This window comes from Paraburkholderia phenoliruptrix (genome assembly GCF_902859825.1).
Taxonomy (GTDB): Bacteria; Pseudomonadota; Gammaproteobacteria; order Burkholderiales; family Burkholderiaceae; genus Paraburkholderia; species Paraburkholderia phenoliruptrix.
In genome coordinates, this window is record NZ_CADIKB010000038.1 from 19755 (window position 1) to 40931 (window position 21177).

The following is a 21177-nucleotide window of genomic DNA, read 5'->3' on the forward strand; positions in this document are numbered from 1 at the left end:
GCCGGGATCGATGTCCATACACATGGCATCGACACAAGCCAGCTTCCGCGCGCCAATTTCATTCAAGCTCATCGAACAACTCATCGAGCGCCTGCAACTCGTCACCCGTCACTCCACGCGGCGACACCGCGCGCCCGGCCTCGTCTTCGACACGGGGAAAAAGCAACGCCGCCAACAGTGCCGGCGTCGGGCAGTCGAACAGCGCGGCCAGCGCGACCTTGCGGCCGAGCTGCTCCGACAATCTCGCGACGAGGCGCACGGCCGCAAGCGAATGTCCGCCGAGCGCGAAGAAGTCGTCGTCCGCGCCGACCCGCGCGAGCCCGAGCACGTCGCCGAAAAGCCGTGCAATCAGCGTTTCCGTTTCGCCCGACGGTTCGACCCATGCGGTGTCTGCCGTGGGCATCGCCTCGAAACGCAGGAGCGCGTTGCGATCGAGCTTGCCGTTCGCGGTGCGCGGCAATGCGCGGGTCACATGGAACGCAGCTGGAATCATGTAGCCAGGCAGACGCGCGGCCAGCGCCTGACGCCAGCCGGCGGGCAGCGCATGCGCTTCGCCTGCGGCCTCGGGAACGACATACGCGACGAGCTTCGCCCCGGCATCGCCCGCGCCCGGTGCCAGCGCAACCGCCGCGTCGAGCACGCCGTCGCAGCCGCGCAGTGCCGCCTCGATCTCCCCGAGTTCGATGCGGTAGCCGCGCAGTTTGACCTGCTGGTCGATGCGGCCGAGACACTCGAATTCGCCGTCGAGCCGCTCGCGGCCCATATCGCCAGTGCGATACAGGCGCGCGCCAGGCGGCCCGTACGGGTCCGGCACGAAGCGCTCGGCAGTGAGGCCCGGGCGGCCCAGATAACCGCGCGCGAGATTGTCTCCGCCGATGCAGAGCTCGCCGATGCCGCCTTGCGGCGTCAACTGCCCGCTCGCGTCGACGATCCGCAGCACGTTCGCATGCAAGGCGCGGCCTACGGTGATGGGGCGGTCCTGCGACACGCGGGCGCAGCTCGACCAGATCGTCGTCTCCGTGGGGCCGTACAGATTCCATAATTCGACGCCGCATTTCGCAAGCTGCGCCGCCAGGTCGGCAGGCAGCGGCTCGCCACCCGCAATGCCGGTCAGCCTTCCGCGCGACGCCCCGCGCCAACCCGCTGCGATCAGAAGACGCCAGCCCGAGGGCGTCGCCTGCACGAATGTGGCGCCGCTTTCGTCGATCAGCCGGGCTAGCGCGACGCCGTCCGCCACCGTCTGCGCGTCGGCCAGCTCCACGCACGCGCCTCTCGTCAACGGCAGGCAGAACTCGAGCAGCGAAATATCGAACGACGGCGTGGTGACCGACAATAGTATGTCATCCTGATTAAGTCCCGGCGCGATGCCGACGCTCGCGAGCAGCCGCGCCAGCGCGCCGTGGGAAACCGCGACACCTTTGGGCCGCCCAGTCGAACCCGAGGTATAGATCACATAAGCCAGTTGCGATGCGTCGCACGGCAACGCGGGTAATGCTGCGCTCGCTGCATTACCCGAAAGGGTTTGTGCGTCTCCCACCGCTTGCACCGTTCCCGCTTCCAGCACAATGCGACTGTCGAGCACGCTGCCGAGCCGTGCGCGGCCTTCCTCATCCACGATGACACGCGTCACGCCTGCGTCGTCCAGCATGTCGGCAAGACGCCCAGGCGGGAACGAGGGGTCGAGGGGAACATAAGCCGCGCCGCTCCTCCACACCCCGATCATGCTTGCGATCAGCGCCGGCGAGCGGCGCATGCAGACCGCAACGCGCTCTTCCCGTGCGACGCCGTTCGCACGCAGGCGCGCGTCGATTGCCGCGGACCAGCGAGCGAGCGTCGCGTAGTCGAACGCCTCGCCGTTTTGCCGGACCGCGATCCGCTGCGGCACGCGCGCCGCTTCAACCCCAAAGCGCTCGTGACACGCGCGCCATGCGGGCAGCGACGCGGCCAACGGCTCCGCGGGCAAGCCACTGCGCCGCACCGCGAGTTCGCCGACGAAACGCGGCGCGCACTCTCCTTCATCGGCGAGTTGCTCAAGCAGCGCAAGGTAGTGCCGCTGCAACTGCTCCACCTGCGCGTGCGCGAGACGGCGGCGGTCCCACTGCCACTGCAGTTGGATGCGCGTGGCCGGCAGAATCGTGAGCGCCAGCGGATAGTGCGTCCGCTCGACCGAATCCACGCGGTCGATACGCAGCGCGCCGGCCTCCGCGGGTGCCGCGCGAGTGGCGACCGGATAGTTTTCGAAGACGATGAGGCTGTCGAACAGCGCGTCGCCGCTGCGGCCCGCCCACTGCTGCAACGACGCGAGCGGCGTATGTTCCACCTCGCGCATCTGCAGGTTGTATGACTGCAATGCGCCGAGCCACGCCGGCACGCTCATGTCAGCGGGCACCGTCGCGAATACCGGCAAACTGTTGATAAAGAGTCCAAACATTTCGTCTGCGCCTGGCAGCGACGACGGGCGTCCGGCTACCGTCACGCCGAACGCGACGGAAGCCTTGCCGCTCAATCGCGCCAGCAGCACGGCCCACGCCCCCTGCATCAGCGTATTCAGGGTCACGCGATGCCGCTGGGCGGCACGGCGCACTCGCGCATCGAGCGTCGCGTCGAGTTCGAGCGCGATCCTGCGCGACGCGGCTAACGGTAGATTCGACAGTTCAGCCGCGGTTGCGCTCGCCGCTGTGTCGCGCGGCGCGGCGAGGCTCGCCGTCAGGGTGCCGAAATCGTCAGCAGCTTCGAGACGCCTCATCCACCACTCGCGCGGATCGGGCTGCGCCGCGAGCCATTCGACATAACGCCGGTATGACGGCGGCGTGCTTTGCGCCGGATGCGCGCAAACGCCCAATGTACGTTCGTAGTCGTCGAACACTTCGGCGAGAAGCCGTGCTCCGCTCCAGCCGTCCGTCAGCACGTGGTGATGCGTGCGCACGAGATCGAAGCGGCCATCCGGACGCCGGAAGACATTCACGCGCATGAGCGGCGCGCGCGACGGATCGATACCCGCGGCGACATCGGCCGATCTCCACCTGCCAAGACATGCATCGTAGTCCTCTTCACTGCGCCAGTCGTGCACCGTGAAAGAGAGCACGGCCTCACGCTGCACGATCTGCAGCGCAGACTCGCCATGACGCCACTCGAAGCGCGTGCGCAGCATGTCGTGCCGCGCCACGGCGGCCTGCCACGCAGCGCGCAGTGCTGTCGCATCGAGGCGGCCATCGAGCGTCAATTGCACCTGGTTGACGTAGACGCCCTCTCCCTGATGCAGTTCGCTGTGGTAGAGCAGCCCTTGCTGCAGGGGCGTAGCCGGGTAGATATCGGCGACGCCGCCAAGCGCCAGATTCAACCCACGCAACTGCCGCTGATCGAGGCCCGACAGCGGGAAGTCCGCAGCCGTCGCGCCCGGCGGCGCAGCAAGGCAGTGCGCAATCAGCGCGTCGACCTGCTGGCCGAAGGCCGCGACGATGCGCTCGACGTTTTCGCGGTCGATTCGCGCCGGGTCGTAGCGCCAGCGCAGCAGCAACGTTTCGCCGGTAACGATGCCGTTCAGGTCGAGCGCATAGTCGAGGCGCGCGCCCTCGCCGTAGCTGCTGCCGGCGTCCTCGGAACTGAAAGCGAAGCGCGACGCCGGGTCGAACGACTGATCGAAGCGCCCCAGATAGTTGAAGCTGATGGCGGGACGCGGCCGCATGCGGCTCGCGTCGAGCAATCCCCAATGCAACCCCTTGTTCGGTACAGCGCGCACGCGCTCCTTCACCGCAACCAGCGCGTCACCGGGCGCCGCCGATGCGGCGGGCAGTGCGACCGGGAAACGCGTGGTGAACCAACCCACGGTGCGGCTCAGATCGGCGCCGTCGATCACGTCCTCACGGCCGTGGCCTTCCAGTTCCACGGCGATTTCCGCCGCGCCGCTCCATGCGCCGAGCGCCTGCGCGAGCGCGGCGAGCAGCAGTTCGTCGACCCGCGTCCGATAGGCACGCGACGCGTTGTGCAACAGGTCGCGGGTGCGGCTTGCATCGAGTGCCCAGTCTATCGTGCCGCTTTCGGCCACCCGCGTGCCGGCAGGCGGGCGCAACGGAAGTCCCGACGCAGCCTGAGCCCCGCTCAGCGCGTCCTCCCACCAACTTGCTTCGGACTGCACAGCTTCTGATCGAGAATAGTCATGAAGCGCCCGCACCCACGCACGCCATGGCATCGACGGCGCGGGGAGCTGGATCGGTTCAGCCCGTTCGGCCTGCTCGTACGCGCTTTGCAGCTCCTCGAGCAGCACGCGCCACGACACGCCGTCCACCGACAGGTGGTGAATCGCGATCAGCACGCGCGTCTCGTCCGGTGTCTCGAAGTGGCCGACGCGCCACACCGGTCCCTGCACGATATCGAGGCTCGACTGGATGCGCTCGCAGGCCGCCTTCAGGTCCGCTAACGAGCCGGGCGTTTCATGGCGAACGACCGCGGTCTGCGGCGTCGGCGAGGTGTGCGCAGCGTCAGCCACCTGCTGCCACGCCCCTGCCTCCTGCACGAACCGCAAACGCAGCGCATCGTGACGCGCCTCCAGCGCCGCCACCGCACGCTCCAGTGCCTCGGGCACGAGCCGCCCCTTCACCTTCAGCAGCACCGCCTGGTTCCAGTGCGATTCCCCGTGCGGATAGCGCTCGAAGAACAGCCGCTGGATCGGCGTCAAGCCGAGTGCAGCGCCGTCGTCGGGTGCGTGAGCGCCAGGTGCATCCAGCCGCTGCGCGCGCTGCGCGAGCGCGGCCACCGTCGGATGCTCGAAGATCTGCCGCGGCGTGAGCCGCCAGCCCGCCTCGCGTGCGCGCGCGATGATCTGCAGGCTCTGGATCGAATCGCCGCCCGCCTCGAAGAAGTTCTCCGTCACCCCCAGATCGTCACGCCCGAGCACGGCGCTCCAGATCGACAGCAGCGCGGATTCGACTTCGTTGGACGGCGCCACGCGCTCGCGTGCTTCGGCCTGCGGCGCCGGCAGCGCCGCGCGGTCGAGCTTGCCGTTGGGCATCCACGGCAGCCTGGCGAGCACCGTCACCGACGACGGCACCATGTAGCCCGGCAGCTTCTGTTCGAGTTCGCGTTGCAGGTGGGCGGCGTCGGGCGTGGGCGCAGCTGCTGCGCTGGCGTCTGCTATTTCACCACCAACCGCCACATACGCCGCGAGCCGCTGCTTCTGCCCTTCGCCCACGACCATCACCGCGGCCTCGCGCACGCCCTCGCACTGGCGCAGCACCGCCTCGATCTCGCCCAGCTCGATGCGCTGCCCGCGCAGCTTCACCTGCTGGTCCAGCCTTCCGAGAAATTCGACGGTGCCATCCGCGCGCATCCGGCACAGGTCGCCGCTGCGGTACACGCGCGCGCCCGGCTCGCCATACGGGTCCGGCACGAAGCGCTCAGCGGTGAGCCCCGCGCGCCCCAGATAGCCGCGCGCCACCGTCGGCCCGCCGATGCACAGTTCGCCCAGGCCACCCACCGGCGCTTCATCGCCGAATGTATCCAGCACGCGCGCGGTTCGCCCCGGATACGGACGGCCGATCGGCACCGTCACCTGGTTCACGTCCGCGGCCTCGGTGCGGCGGTACAGCGCGGCCACGGTCGTCTCGGTCGGGCCGTACAGGTTATCGAGCCGGATGTCGGCGAGCGGCCCGTCGCGCCAGCGTGCGAGCGCATCGCCCGGCAGTGCCTCGCCGCCCACCGTCACCTGACGCAGCGCGAGCTGTTCGCGCGGCGGCGCAGGGCGCTGCCACTGCTGCCACAGCGCCGTCGGAATGCGCGCGAACGTCACGCGGCGTGTTACCAGCCGCTCGCTCAAGGTTTGCAGATCCCATGGCTGCACCCCGCGCATTTCCACCGTCGCCCCGCGCAGCAGCGCGGGCAGCGTTTCGTGCAGCGCCACATCGAAGTTGATCGTCGACGAATGCAGCACCGTGTCCGCTTCGTTGATGCCGTAAGTCGCGAGGAAGTCCTGCAGATGGGTCCACAGTGCGCCGTGGCTCACCGCGACGCCCTTGGGCCGGCCGGTCGAGCCCGAGGTGTAGAGCACGTAGGCGAGCTGCTCGGGGTGGAGTGTGAGGTCGGTGTGGCGCGCTGCATCCGCCGGTGACCCCAAAGCTACCACCCCTGCCATCGAGCCGACGTCGACCACTTCACACTGCGCCAGCACGCCAGCAACGCGTCCGGCACTGGATGCGTCCGCAACCACCTGCACAATGCCCGCATCGTCGATCATCTGCGCGAGCCGCGCAGCCGGATACTCCGGATCGAGCGGCACAAACGCGCCACCCGAGCGGATGATCCCGACGAGCGCCGCAATCAGCGCCGGCCCGCGCGCGACGCACAGTCCCACGCGCCGCTCCGCGCCCACGCCTCGCGCGATGAGCCGTGCTGCGAGGGCCGATGACCACACATCCAGCTGCGCATAGGTGAGCGACGCATCTTCACAGCACAGCGCCAGCGCCTGCGGCGTGCGCCTCGCCTGCGCTGCCAGTGCCATCCCGAGGGATTCGAATGGATACTTCTGCAGCGGCTTCGCTTCACGCTGCATGGGCAGCTTCAGCGCTCCGACCCGCTGCTGCACGCCCTCTGCCATCTGCGTCAGCACTGCTTCGTACTGCGATGCAATTGTCTCCACTGTGTCGCGATCGATCCGCTCGCCGTTCCACGCCCATTCGAGCGCAAGCGTCCGCCCGCGCGGAATGATCGCGAGCGCCAGCGGGTAATGCGTCGGATCGACGGAGTCGACGGCCTCCACCTTCAGGCTCGCGTCGCCGTTGCGAACGGCATCGACCGGATAGTTTTCAAACACGACGATGCTGTCAAACAATGCATCGCCGCTGCGTCCACTCCATTGCTGCACGCGCGCGAGCGGCGTGTGTTCGTACTGGCGCAGCTCCGTCAGCTCGCCTTGCAGCTTGCGCAACCATGCGCCGAGCTCGGCGTTGGCATCGACATCGACGCATACGGGCAGCGTATTGATGAAAAGCCCGGGCATTCGCTCGACGTCCGGCAGATGCGCAGGCCGTCCCGCGAACGTGGTGCCGTAGACCACGCCGCGCCGATGCCCATAGCATGCGAGCAGCACGGCCCACGCGCCCTGCATGATCGTGTTGAGCGTAATCTCGTGACGACGTGCTGTGGCCTGCAAGCGCGCGACAAGTGCCTCATCGAGCGCGCGGCGCCGCGCATGGGCGCCCGGTTCGTCCGCGCGTGGCTCGCCGAGACTTGCGATGAGCGTTGTCGGATCGTCGGCACGCGCGGCCCACGCGCGCCACCATGCTTCGGTCGCGGGATCGTCGGCCGCCTCGCGAATCCACTCGACGTAGCGGCGATACGGCGGTGCCGCGTTGAACACGGCAGCCGTGCCGCCCATGCGCGATCGATAGTCGTGCAGAATTTCGGCGAACAGCAGCGACACGCTCCAGCCGTCGAGCAGCAGATGATGATGCGTCCACACGAGGTCGGCGGTACGCGCATCGCGGATGAACAGCGCGACCCGCATGAGCGGCGCCGTGTCCGGCGCGATGCCGTCCGCGAGATCGTGCGTGCGCCATTGGGCAAGGCGCGCATCGTAATCCGCCGCAGCGGACCAGTCATGCGCCTGGAACGGCAGCGCGATCTTCCGATGAACGATCTGCATGACCGCGCCGCCGTGCTGCCACGCAAAGTGCGTGCGCAAAATCGCATGACGTTCGAGTGCAGCCTGCCACGCAGCCTGCATCGCGGCGACATCGAGCGCACCCGAGAGCGTCGCGCGCATCTGGTTGAGATAAGCGCCCTGCCCGGCCTCCGCGAGCGTGTGGTAAAGCAAGCCGCTCTGCAGCGGCGTCGCCGGATAAACATCTTCGATATGCTCGGGGGCGAGGCCGAGCGCTCGCCATGCATCGGACGACGCGGGACCATCGGCACGCGGCAGCGCCGCCGCTGCAATGGACGATGACGCGGCAGACTCCGCCGGCAGCGGTTGCGCCGCGCGCGCAAGCTGTTGCACGGTCGGCGCTTCGAACACCATGCGGGGCGTGATGTGCAAGCCGGCATCACGCGCTTTCGACACGATTTGCAGGCTCAAAATGGAATCGCCGCCGATCACGAAAAAATTGTCGTTCGCGCCGATATCGTCGCGGCGCAACACTGCGCGCCACACGGATAGCAATGCGGCCTCCGCCGGCGTCGATGCGGTGACGGTCTGCGTAGCATGAGAGACCGCCTCCGGCGCAGGCAGCGCGCGGCGATCGAGCTTGCCGTTGGGCGTCAGCGGAAAGCGCTCGAGTTCCACATACGACGACGGCAGCATATGCGCGGGCAGACGCGCAGCGAGCCACGCCTGCCAGCGCGCGGGATCGCCCGTATGCGGTTCGCCGCGCGGCACCACGTAGGCGACGAGGCGCCGGTCACTCGCGCTGGTGTTCACATCGCCGGACACGAGCACAGCCGCATCGCGCGCCTCGGGGTGGGCCAGCAGTGCCGCCTGAATCTCGCCGAGCTCGATGCGAAAGCCCCGGATCTTCACCTGGTCGTCGTTGCGGCCCAGGTATTCGAGGTCGCCGTCGGGCAGGCGCCGCGCAAGATCGCCCGAGCGATACAGGCGTGCACCCGGCGCACCATGCGGGTCCGGCACGAAGCGCTGCGCCGTCAGCGCCGCGCGGCCGAGATAGCCGCGCGCAAGCCCCGCGCCGCCCACATACAGCTCGCCCACTGCACCCGACGGCACGCGGTTCAGATCCGCGTCGAGCACGTGCAGCGTGAGGTCGTCGAGCGGCGCGCCGATCACACTGCGCGCCTCGCGTAGCGACGCTTCATCCAGCGCGCGATGCGTCACGTGCACCGTCGTTTCAGTGATGCCGTACATGTTCACGAGCGCCGGCAGCACGCGCTGGCGACGCGCGCCGTCCGCCCATCGCGCGAGCGACGCGGGCTCCAGACGCTCGCCGCCGAAGATCACCGCGCGCAGCGACGCGAGCGTGTTGCCTTCGTCGGCCTGCGTCAGTTGCGTGAAGGCCGAAGGCGTCTGGTTCAACACCGTCACGCGCTGCTCGCGCAGCAGCGCATGAAAGGCAGCCGGTTCGCGCGTGCTCCAGTGCGGCACGATGACAAGTCGCGCGCCATGCACCAGTGCGCCGAAAATTTCCCACACGGAGAAGTCAAAGGCGTACGAATGGAACAGTGTCCAGACGTCCGTCGCGCTAAAGGCGAAGTGGGACTGTGTGGCGTCGAAGAGGCGCGCGACGTTTTCGTGCGTGATCCCCACGCCTTTGGGCACGCCCGTGGAGCCGGATGTGTAGATCACGTAGGCGAGCTGCTGAGGATGCGGTTGCGGATCAGCTTCGGCATCGCGTGGCTCCTCACCGCGCGCCGTATCGCGCAACGCCACAGCATCGAGCGTAGGCCGCGCGCCGAACAGCGCCGCATGCTGCGCGAGACTCGGCGCATCGGCGACGATCAGCCGCAACTGCGCATCGTCGACGATATGCGCAAGGCGCTCAGCCGGATACGAAGGATCCAGCGGCACATAGGCCGCGCCCGCGCGCAGCACGCCGAGCAGCGATGCGACGAGCGCCGCCGAGCGCTGCAATGCGACGCCCACGCGCACTTCCGCGCTCGCGCCGCGGCGCTTCAACTCATGTGCAATCGCGCAGGACCATGCATCGAGTTGGGCGTAGGTCACATGCTCATTGCCATCGACGAGTGCAACCGCATCCGGCCGCTCGCGCGCCCGCAACGCGATCCGCGCGGTGATCGGCTCATAGGCAAAGGCAGCCGGCATAGAAGGCGTTGCCCGCTCGCTTAGCTCTCCGAACTGAAACGACGCAATTCGCGCATCCGGTGCCGTAGCCCACTGCTCGAGCCATCCGTTGAAATGACGTGCGAGCCGTTCGATGGTCGACGCGTCGAACACATCGGTCGCGTACGTGAAGGTCAGATCGAACGCATCGTCAGCCGTCTCTGCGATGTTCAGCATCAAGTCGAACTGCGCCTCGCCGTTGTCGACTTCCTGCACGGACACGCGCACCTCGTCGCCGAACGATGTCGTCAAATCGTGGCGCTGCTGCTGATTCACGAGCACCTGAAACAATGGCGTCTGCGTCAGCTCGCGCTCAGGCTGCACGGTCTTGACGACGCTCGCAAACGGCACCTCCTGGTTTGCGTAGGCGCCAAGCAGCCGCTCGCGCACCTCGTCGATCAGCTGCACTGCACGCATCTCGCCGCGCGGTGCGGTGCGCACCACTACGGTATTGACGAAAAAGCCGGCGACATTTGCCGCGCCCGGATGCTCGCGACCCGCGAGCGGCACGCCGAGGCGGATGTCGGACTGGCCCGAATATCGGTAGAGCAACGCGCCGAATGCGGCCAGAAGTGTCATGAAAGGCGTCGCGCGATGCGCACTCGCGAGCGCACGCAGCGCATTTGCTGTGCCGCCCGGAACACGCGTGCGATGGCGCGCGCCAGCCGCACGGCGCGTGCCGCTGCGGACGCGATCGTAGGGCAACGCGAGTGTGGCGGGGCACTCGTCGTCGGTCGCGAGCGCGGCGCGCCACCACGCGAGTTGAGCGGCCTCGCGCTCCGGCGTCAGTTGCGCCGCGCGCGCGGCGATCAGCTCGCGGTACGCGGTCGCCGCGGTCGCCGCGACATGCGTAGCGTCGATGGCCGCTTCGACTGAACCGATACCGCACGCCGCGCAATGTTCGCGATAGAGACGCGCAAAGTCGGCGAACAACAAGCCCACCGACCAGTCGTCGCTGACGATGTGATGCAGTACCAGATGCAGCACATGACGATCGTTGGCGACGCGCACGAGCGTCGCGCGTATCGGCGGCTCGCCGTTCAGATCAAAGGGCACGCGCACGAGCGCGGCAAGACACGCGGCAAGCGCTTCATCCGGGTTTTCGTCGCTCGCGTTGGTATCGTGAGCGCGGCGAGGCAGCTCGATCACGCGAATTTCGCTGCCGCTCGTTGCGTCGATGCGCTGAAACGGAACGCCCTCCACTTCGCCGAAACGCAGGCGCAATGCCGGATGCCGCTGGACCAGCGCGCTGAATGCGGCACGGAGCGCGCGGACATCGAGGCGGCCGTCAAAACGCAGCGCACCGTTGACGTGATATGCCGCGCTCCGCGGGTCGAGCTTCCACAGGAACCACAAGCTTTGTTGCGACGGCGACAGCGGAATCGATGCGCTCAGGTCGACCTGAGCGGCAGCGGCCCCAGGTGCGCGTTGGATGGCGTTAGTGCTTAGGTGTCCTTGTGCTTCGTCTGCCTGTTCCGCCTGCACACGCAACAGTCGTGCAAAATCGTCGAGCCGCGGATGCTCGAACACCGCGCGCAATGCCGGCGCGTCGCCGAACTCCGCCCTCACTGCGGAAACGACACGCACGGCCAGCAGCGAATGTCCGCCGAGCTGAAAGAAATCGTCGAGCGCACCGACGCGCTCCACCCCAAGCACCTGTTGCCAGATCGCGGCAATTCGCGCTTCCGTTTTGTCGCGCGGAGCCGCGTAGGACGCACGGCCCACCGCGTTCGCCACCGTTTCCGGCGCAGGCAGCGCGCGGCGATCGAGCTTGCCGTTGGGCGTCAGCGGAAAGCGCTCGAGTTCCACATACGACGACGGCACCATATGCGCGGGCAGACGCGCAGCGAGCCACGCCTGCCAGCGCGCGGGATCGCCCGTATGCGGTTCGCCGCGCGGCACCACGTAGGCGACGAGGCGCCGGTCACTCGCGCTGGTGTTCACATCGCCGGACACGAGCACAGCCGCATCGCGCGCCTCGGGGTGGGCCAGCAGTGCCGCCTGAATCTCGCCGAGCTCGATGCGAAAGCCCCGGATCTTCACCTGGTCGTCGTTGCGGCCCAGGTATTCGAGGTCGCCGTCGGGCAGGCGCCGCGCAAGATCGCCCGAGCGATACAGGCGTGCACCCGGCGCACCATGCGGGTCCGGCACGAAGCGCTGCGCCGTCAGCGCCGCGCGGCCGAGATAGCCGCGCGCAAGCCCCGCGCCGCCCACATACAGCTCGCCCACTGCACCCGACGGCACGCGGTTCAGATCCGCGTCGAGCACGTGCAGCGTGAGGTCGTCGAGCGGCGCGCCGATCACACTGCGCGCCTCGCGTAGCGACGCTTCATCCAGCGCGCGATGCGTCACGTGCACCGTCGTTTCAGTGATGCCGTACATGTTCACGAGCGCCGGCAGCACGCGCTGGCGACGCGCGCCGTCCGCCCATCGCGCGAGCGACGCGGGCTCCAGACGCTCGCCGCCGAAGATCACCGCGCGCAGCGACGCGAGCGTGTTGCCTTCGTCGGCCTGCGTCAGTTGCGTGAAGGCCGAAGGCGTCTGGTTCAACACCGTCACGCGCTGCTCGCGCAGCAGCGCATGAAAGGCAGCCGGTTCGCGCGTGCTCCAGTGCGGCACGATGACAAGTCGCGCGCCATGCACCAGTGCGCCGAAAATTTCCCACACGGAGAAGTCAAAGGCGTACGAATGGAACAGTGTCCAGACGTCCGTCGCGCTAAAGGCGAAGTGGGACTGTGTGGCGTCGAAGAGGCGCGCGACGTTTTCGTGCGTGATCCCCACGCCTTTGGGCACGCCCGTGGAGCCGGATGTGTAGATCACGTAGGCGAGCTGCTGAGGATGCGGTTGCGGATCAGCTTCGGCATCGCGTGGCTCCTCACCGCGCGCCGTATCGCGCAACGCCACAGCATCGAGCGTAGGCCGCGCGCCGAACAGCGCCGCATGCTGCGCGAGACTCGGCGCATCGGCGACGATCAGCCGCAACTGCGCATCGTCGACGATATGCGCAAGGCGCTCAGCCGGATACGAAGGATCCAGCGGCACATAGGCCGCGCCCGCGCGCAGCACGCCGAGCAGCGATGCGACGAGCGCCGCCGAGCGCTGCAATGCGACGCCCACGCGCACTTCCGCGCTCGCGCCGCGGCGCTTCAACTCATGTGCAATCGCGCGGGACCATGCATCGAGTTGCGCATAGGTGACATGCTCGTCGCCATCGACGAGTGCAACCGCATCCGGCCGCTCGCGCGCCCGCAACGCGATCCGCGCGGTGATCGGCTCGTAGGCAAAGGCGGCCGCGCGCGCCGCATTTAAATTCGGAGTACGATCAATTAGCAGATTGCGCACCCGCACATCGGATCTATGGCTGTCGACGAGCGCGGTCGCAAGACAATCCAGCATCTGTTCGAAATAGGCTGCCACAAGAGTCAATCCGTCCGCCGACACGTGCGCCGCATGCCGATGCCACTCGAGCCTCAGCGTGTCGCCGCCACCCACGTGACGAGGCGCGACAACCAGCATCAACGGCAGGTGACTGCGGTTGTATGTCTCCACGGCGCGCACGCGCGGGACGCCGCCACGGGCGGACAGCACACCGAGTGCGTCGTCGAGCGGATAGTTTTCAAACACGATCAGACTGTCGAACAGTGCATCGACGCGCGCGCCTGCCCATTGCTGCAAGCTCGCCAGCGGCGTGTGCTCGACGTCGCGCAACTCCACGTTACGCCGCTGCAGCGCGGCAAGCCACGCGCGCACCGGCGCATGAGATTCGACGTCGATCCACAGCGGCAGACTGTTGATGAAGAGCCCGACCATCGATTGCACATCCGGCAACTCGACAGGACGGCCTGACACCGTCATGCCGAACGCGACCTGTGTACGCCCCGAGAAACGCGCGAGCACGAGCGCCCACGCTGCCTGCACGAGCGTGCTCAGTGTGACTTGCGCGCGCTGTGCGGCGCGTTTCAGGCGCGCGTGCGAGGCTCCGTCGATCTCGCGAATCAGCGCTTTTGCCACGGCCCCCACGGCGCCCTCCTCCGGCGAAGGCCGCATCAGACTGCCGAGCGCATCGGCGAGCCGCACCGGGTCCTCGCGCGTGGCGAGCCGTGCGCTCCAGAACGGCGCAGTATCGGACTGGCGGCGCAGCCAGCGGACGTAATCGCCATAAGGCGCGCCGGGCGACGCATCGCCAGCGCCGCCCGCTTCCATCGCCGCATACGTGCGCGCGACTTCGGTCACGACCTGGGCGGTGCTCCAGCCGTCCGTCAGCGCGTGATGATGAGTCCACAGAAGGTCGTGCGCGCCGTCGGGACGCTCAAATACATCGACGCGCATCAGCGGTGCGACGCCCGGCTCGAAGCCGCGCGCGACGAGCGCCTCGCGAGCGGCGTCATAGCCCGCCTCATACTGCGCGTCGGACGACGCGGTCGCCGCTGCAACCGGCACACTGCCGGCATGCACGTCGAACGGCATGCGTACCTCCCGCTCGACGACCTGCAACGGCTCGCCGCCGGCCGGCCATACGAAGCGCGTGCGCAAGACCGGATGACGCGCGATCACCGCCTGCCAGGCCGCGCGCATCGTATCGATGTTCAGCGCGTCAATCGTCAGGCGTAGTTGGGATACGTACATGCCCGGCTCGCCGTCGAGCATTCCCTGAAACAGCAGGCCCTGCTGCATCGGCGTGGCGGGATAGACGGCATCGACCGAATCACGCGAGACGCCGGCCTGTTCTAACCAGAGAGCGTCGTCGCGAGATGTTATGGATGACGAATTATGTGAAAAGGAATGCGTATGTTGTGCTGCGGCCATTGGCGCAGCGGTTGCCCGCAACGCCACCGCAACGCGCGCCGCCGCCTCGATCGTCGGGTAATCGAACATCTGCTTCGGCGTGAGCTTGAACCCCGCGGCGCGCGCCTTCGCAATGATCTGCAGACTGAGAATCGAATCCCCGCCGATCTCGAAGTAATTGTCCGTGACGCCCACGTCCTCGCGTTTGAGCACGAGCTTCCAGATGCCGGCAAGCGTGCGTTCGGCGTCGTTGCGCGGTTCCACGCGCGCGGCATGCGCCGCCTTGTCGTGCTGCGGCACCGGCAACGCGGCACGGTCGATTTTGCCGTTCGCGGTAAGCGGCAGCGCGGGCAGCACCTGGAGCGACGTCGGCACCATGTAGTCGGGCAGTTCCGCGGCAAGACGCGCACGGATCGCGTCGACGTCGAGCGACTCGCCGGAACTGAGCCAGGCGACGAGGCGCGGCGCCGCGTCTTCGTTATCTGCATGCGCGATCACTACGGCATCGCGCACGCCTTGCTCGGCGCGCAGGCGCGCGGCGATCTCTTCGGGCTCGACGCGAAAGCCGCGAATCTTCACCTGATCGTCGAGGCGCCCGAGGAATACGAAGTCACCGTCCGGCAGACGGCGGCTTCGGTCGCCCGTCCGGTAGAGCCGTGCGCCGTGGCCATTCGGATCAGGCACGAAGCGTTCAGCGGTCAGCGACGGCCGGTTCAGATAACCATCGGCGAGACTCGCGCCGCCGATGCACAGCTCGCCCGCCGCGCCTTTCGGCACCGCGTTGCCGTGCGCATCGACGATACGTGCGTCAACGTGTGCGAGGGGCTTGCCGAGCGGCAGAGTCGCCGTGCGGCTTTGCGCGCCGCCACGCGTGAGCACACCGACAGCCGTCTCGGTCGGTCCGTAGTGATTGATCAACCCGCATTCGGGACGCAACGTCGCAATGCGCTCGGCGAGACGCGTCGGCGCGGGTTCCCCGCCCATCACGAGACACCGGCGCGGCAACGCCCGCTCAGGCCGCTGCGCCTGCAACAACGCGTCGAGGTGGCTCGGCACGATCTTCAGCAGATCGACGGCATGCGCGTGCATGTAGGCGGCGAACGCGTCGGGATCGGCGGCGGTTTCCGCGTCGATCAGATGAAGCGTCCAGCCGTGCCAGAGCGCGCCGAACAAGGACGTGTGACCGAGATCGGCGGCGGGCGTCGACAGATAAGCCGCGCTTGCAATGCCGTCGGGCAGGCGCTCCGAGACGCCGCGCAGATACGCGGCGAGCGCGCCGTGGCTGAGCACGACGCCCTTCGGGCGGCCAGTGGAGCCCGACGTATAGATCACGTAGGCGGGCCACGCGAACATCGCGTCGTCGGCTTGTGTATCCGCAACGATTTCGCATTGATCGGCGGCCGCGGTGCTCGTGCTGACTACGCGCAACGCATGGGGGTTCAGTGCCGCCGCACCTTCGGGCAGCCACGCAGGCGTGCGGGCGTGCATCGCAGACTCCGTTGCCTCAAGCGTCACCGCTACGCGCGCGCTGCAGTCCTCGGCCTGCCAGCGCAGACGCGCCTCGGGCAACGCTGGGTCGAGCGGCACGTAGCACGCTCGCACGCGCCAGACGGCGAGAATCGACGCGACGAACGCCGCGCTGCGCGGCAACGCGAGCACCACGCGATCGCCTGGCCGCACGTCTGCGTCGACAAGCGCTGCGGCAAGCCGCCCCGACCACGCCCACACATCGCGCCACGAGAGCGGCCCTGCACTGTCGACGAGCGCAACGGCGTGCGGCCGTTCGATGGCAAACCGCGCGACGCGCGCAGGCAGAAAGTCGGTGTCGAAATGGATGGCTTGCATGGTGTGCGTGGTGTGATCCAGGTGTCTGACGGCCGTGCGAAGACGCGCGGGCCGTGTGTTTCGGTGTCGGTGGCGATCTCGGTGGCAATGTTGGCGGCCTGACGACTGCGGCGCGCTACAGCGCATCGGCTCCCGCGACAGGCGCGCTGCCGCCGGCCGCTTCATCGTCGTCAAGCCGTAATTCGCCGATCGTGCACAGCGGCGCGTCGGTGATCTGTTCGAGCAGCTCGACGTAGTGCCGCGCGAATTGCGCGACGAACACGTCGTCGTAAAGCTCGGCGGCGTACGCGAACACGCAGCGCAATCCGCCCGCGTCCTCGCGCAGCACGTCGAGCGCGAGTTCGAAGCGTGCGTCGCTCGCGTCCGCGTCGACGAGGGCGCACTGCACGCCGTCGAGATCGAGCACCGTGTCGAACGCGTCGTGCAGTACGAACTTGATCTGTGCGAGCGGGCTGCCGCCTGCGCGGCGGCCCGATTGCAGCGCGGCCGCCACGCGTTCGAACGGCACCTCGGCATTCGCCTGCGCCTCGATGCTGTGCTCGCGGATTTCGCGCAGCAACATGGCGAACGGCATCGCGCTCTGCACCGACGCGCGCACCGCGAGTGTGTTGACGAAAAAGCCGATCAGCTCCTCGGTTTCAAGCCGGTCGCGGCCGGCGACCGGCACCGCGATCGCCACGTCCTGCGCGCCGCTATAGCGCGAGAGCAGCGCGGCGAAGGCTGCGAGCAGCACCATGAACAACGTGGCGTTCTCCGCGCGAGCGAGCGACGCCAGGCGGCTCGCGAGCGCGACGGGAATGCGCACGTCGATGCGTTCGGCGCGAGGCTCATAGCGACGGCCGCGTTCGTGCAAGGTCGGGAGATCCAGCAAGGCGTCGTAACCGGCCAGACGATCCCGCCAATAGTCGAGCTGTGCGTCGAGCCGGGCGCCGCCGTCTACGGAAAAGCGCTCGCGCTGCCATGCAGCGTAGTCTCCGTACTGGACCGCGAGTGCCGGCGGTGCACCGGTAAGGGCGGCGCCGCTGCGCCGCGCGGCGCGATAACCCGCAGAGAAATCGCGCAGCAGCACATTGATCGACCACCCGTCCGCGATAATGTGATGCATCACGAAATGCAGCACGTGTCGCTCGTCGTCGCGAACGAACAGCGTCGCGCGAAAGAGCGGCCCGCGCGTCAGATCGAACGGCTCGCGGGCACGCACACGCAGCTGCGCGTCGAATGCTTCGTCGCTAATGCCGCGTGCGAGGGCAACTTCCCAGTGCCACGCGGCGCGCAGGTCGCCCGTTTCCTTCAAGGGCGCAACGATTTGGCGCGGCGCGCCACCGGTATCGTCGAAGCGCGTGCGCAGTATTTCATGGCGACGCACGAGCGCATGGAGAGAGCTTTTGACGGCGTCGGCGTCGAGCGGACCCGTTAACGAAAGCGCGGCGGAAATGTTATAGGCGGGGCTGTCCGGGTCGATCTGCCACAGCATCCATAGACGCTCCTGGGGCAACGACAGCGGAGCCGCGACACGCTCGCTTTCAGCGCGGCGCACGAGCGCCGAAATAGCCGCGCAGTTTTCTGCCGACGCCGCGCGGCGCAGATCCAATGCGGCCGCGAGGCTCAGAAGCTTCGTATGACTAAACATCATGCCAACCGGTACTTCGCACGCCAACCGCTCCCGTAGACGCGATGCAACCTTCGCCGCCAGCAGCGAACGGCCGCCGAGCGCGAAGAAATCGTCCGACGCGCACGGTGCCGGCACGTCCAGCACCTCGCTCCACACCTGCGCGACGATTTCCGCGGTCGGCGTCAAGGCTTCGCCGCTCATGTGTTGCGCGACCGCACGTGTGGCAATAGCGTGCGGCCTTTCGGACCGCGCGTCGTGTATCGCGAACGGCACCAGCGCACCGCTTTCCCAAGCGACCAGGCACGCGCTGCGCTGCAACTTGCCACTGGACGTGCGCGGCAAATCACCGGGTTCGAGCAGGAGAATCAACGCGGCTTCGTATCGGAACGCGTCGCCGAGCGCCGCCGCAATCGCGCTATAAATCGTTTCCGGCGCCACCTGCCGCGCCCTGCCGCGCGGCACTTCCGCAGCCACGCCGATGCCTTTCGCGCCGTCGGCCGCCTCGACCGGAAACACGCTGACGCGCCCGCGGCGCAGCCATTCCACGCGATCCGCGAGCACAGTTTCCAGATCCTGCGGGTATACGTTCTCGCCGCGCAACACGATCATGTCCTTGCGGCGTCCGCAAAAAAACAACTGCCCGTCATGGATGAAACCCAGGTCGCCTGTGCGCAGCCAGCGCCCCGAAAAACCGGGTGTGTCGGCGAAAAACACGGCGGCCGTCGCCTGCGGATTTTCCCAGTAACCCTGCGTGATACTCGGCCCGCCGCACCACACTTCGCCGACGTGCCGATCCGGCAAGCGCTCGCCTGTCTGCGGATCGACGATGGCAAGCTCGTGGCCGAACGCAGTCACACCGCAACCCACAACGGCTTTGCCTTCACTGTCATCGGTCACAGACCGCGCGACTGGCGGGCGCAACGCGAGCGCGGATGCGGAGAAACGCGTGTGCGGCGCGCCCGAGCCGGCCTCGACGCCCGTGAGAAACAGCGTCGCCTCGGCAAGCCCATAGCATGCGTACATCGCGCGCGGATCGAGGCCGTGGGCGCCGAAGCGCGCTGCGAAGCCGTCGAGCGTCGTCTGGCGAATCGGCTCGGAGCCGCAAAACGCCACGCGCAGCGACGACAGGTCGAGTCCCGCAAGCTGTGCATCGCGCACGCGGTCCGTGCAAAGCCGATAGGCGAAATCGGGTCCACCGGTTACCGTCGCGCGCTCGCGTGCTATGCCGGCGAGCCAGCGCACGGGGCGCTCCAGAAAATGCAGCGGCGAAATCAACGTGACCTGGAAGCCGCACAGCACCGGCATCAGCAGGCTACCGATCAGCCCCATGTCGTGATAGAGCGGCAGCCAGGAGAACATGCGATCGCCGGCACGGCAACCCATGCCGCGCGACATCGCGCTGACGTTCACGCATACGTTCGCATGACTAACCATTACCCCTTTCGGCGACGACGTCGAACCGGATGTGTACTGCAGGAACGAGATGGCGTCGGGCTCGGCGTGTTCGATGCAAAAGCCTTCGTGGCTGCTGCCTTCGTCCGGCGACACGAAGGCGGCGCCGTGGAGATCAAGCTCGCTGCTCCACTTGCGCAGCGACGCCTGCGATGCGTTTTCCACCACTGCAATGCGCGCGGTGCAATCGTCCGACATGCGCCGCAGCCGTTCGACATGTCCGCTTTGCAGCGCTTCTGGCGGATACGCCGGCACGGCGATCATCCCTGCATACTGGCAGGCGAAGAACGACACCACGTAATCGAGCCCGCTCGGCAGCATCAGCAGTACGCGGTCGTTCGGCGCGCCATGTCGGCGCAAGACAGCCGCAAGCCGCCGGGCGTGTGCGTTGAGCGCCGCGTAAGTCAGCTCGTGGGCATCGGTGTCGCCGTCGGCGAGAAAGCGCACCGCCAGTTGATCGGCGCGCGCGCGGACATGCCGCTTCATCGCCGAAACGAGATCCGTTGCGGGCGCCGCCGCGGTTTCGTGCGGCGCCTCAAAGAGCGACGCGGCGCCGCTTAACGCATGGTTCTGTGCGACACGATTCGTCGCATGCATGTCCGCGCCATCCTGGCGCAGCGTATTGGTAACAGACATCCCCACCTCCGAGATTGGCCGCGCGCCGCGCGGCTGTCATCGCCCAAGGCCGCAAAGCGCGGCGCGCAGCGCGCCGCCGTCGCACGCATCTGCGTTTGCCTATGCACTCGTGCCAGCAGCGTGAATTTCGTCATTGCGGGGAAAGCCTGGCGTCTCTTGGGAACGCCGTTATGTCGTACCGGAGCTGCGCGGCCCGCGGCTCATCGCCGAAGCGAGGCGAGCGCGGGCCCGCGCGTGCCGGTCAATACGCGAAGCTGATCGGCGTGCCGCCGCGCGGATGCGCGACCGTGCCCATCGGCACGCCGTAAATCGCGCCGAGCATCTTTTCTTCGATGAGCTCCGTCGCGCTGCCGCTCGCGAGCAGCCGGCCGCCCTTGAGCGCGATCAGGTCGTCGCAGAATCGCGCGGCCATGTTGACGTCGTGCAGCACGACCACCACGCCGAGACCGCGTTGCTCACTCAGTGTGCGCACGAGATGGAGCACTTCCAGTTGATGCGCGATATCCAGAGCGGAAATCGGTTCGTCGAGCAGCAGGCACTGGCTGTCCTGCGCGACCAGCATCGCGATCCACGCACGCTGTCGCTCGCCGCCCGACAGACTGTCCACCGCGCGATCCGCGAACCGCGTGATGTCGGTCAGCGTCATGGCCTCGTGAACCTTTTCGCCGTCGACCCCGGTGAAGCGGCCGAGCGCGCCATGCCAGGGATAGCGGCCGAGTGCGACCAGCTCGCGCACCGTCATGCCGTTCGCCGCCGGCTGGTGCTGCGGGAGATAGGCCACCTGACGGGCAAACTGGCGGTTCTCCCACGCGTGCAACGGACGACCGGCGAAACGCAGCGTGCCTGCAGTCGGCGACTGTTGACGCGCAAGCAGCTTCAGCAGTGTCGATTTGCCCGACCCGTTGTGACCGATCAGCCCGCACACACGAGCCTTGGGCAGCGTGAGGGCAAGCGGGTGCAACAGCACGCGCTCGCCGACGCGAAACGACACGCCGTCGAGTTCGTACATCGGTTCACCTTGCGCGAGCGGCGCGGAGATAACAGACGGATTGCTGGTCATGAAAGATGA

At 67.6% G+C, this 21177-nt stretch carries 3 protein-coding genes; all 3 read right to left on the minus strand.

Annotation, left to right across the window (positions count from 1 at the left end; all coding sequences use genetic code 11):
- Nucleotides 1-58: 58 nt before the first annotated feature.
- The 3 genes from HV711_RS26790 to HV711_RS26800 all read right to left on the minus strand — a co-directional run bounded on the left by HV711_RS26790 (nucleotide 59) and on the right by HV711_RS26800 (nucleotide 21168).
- Nucleotides 59-16408, minus strand: a complete 16350-nt coding sequence (locus HV711_RS26790; protein ID WP_175145344.1) for a non-ribosomal peptide synthetase — start codon at nucleotides 16406-16408, stop codon at nucleotides 59-61.
- 115 nt (nucleotides 16409-16523) lie between these two features.
- Complete coding sequence (locus tag HV711_RS26795; protein ID WP_035483698.1) at nucleotides 16524-20108, minus strand: condensation domain-containing protein; 3585 nt, start codon at nucleotides 20106-20108, stop codon at nucleotides 16524-16526.
- A gap of 241 nt (nucleotides 20109-20349) precedes the next feature.
- Nucleotides 20350-21168, minus strand: coding sequence for an ATP-binding cassette domain-containing protein (locus HV711_RS26800; RefSeq protein WP_035483700.1), 819 nt, complete (start codon nucleotides 21166-21168; stop codon nucleotides 20350-20352).
- Nucleotides 21169-21177: the final 9 nt, after the last annotated feature.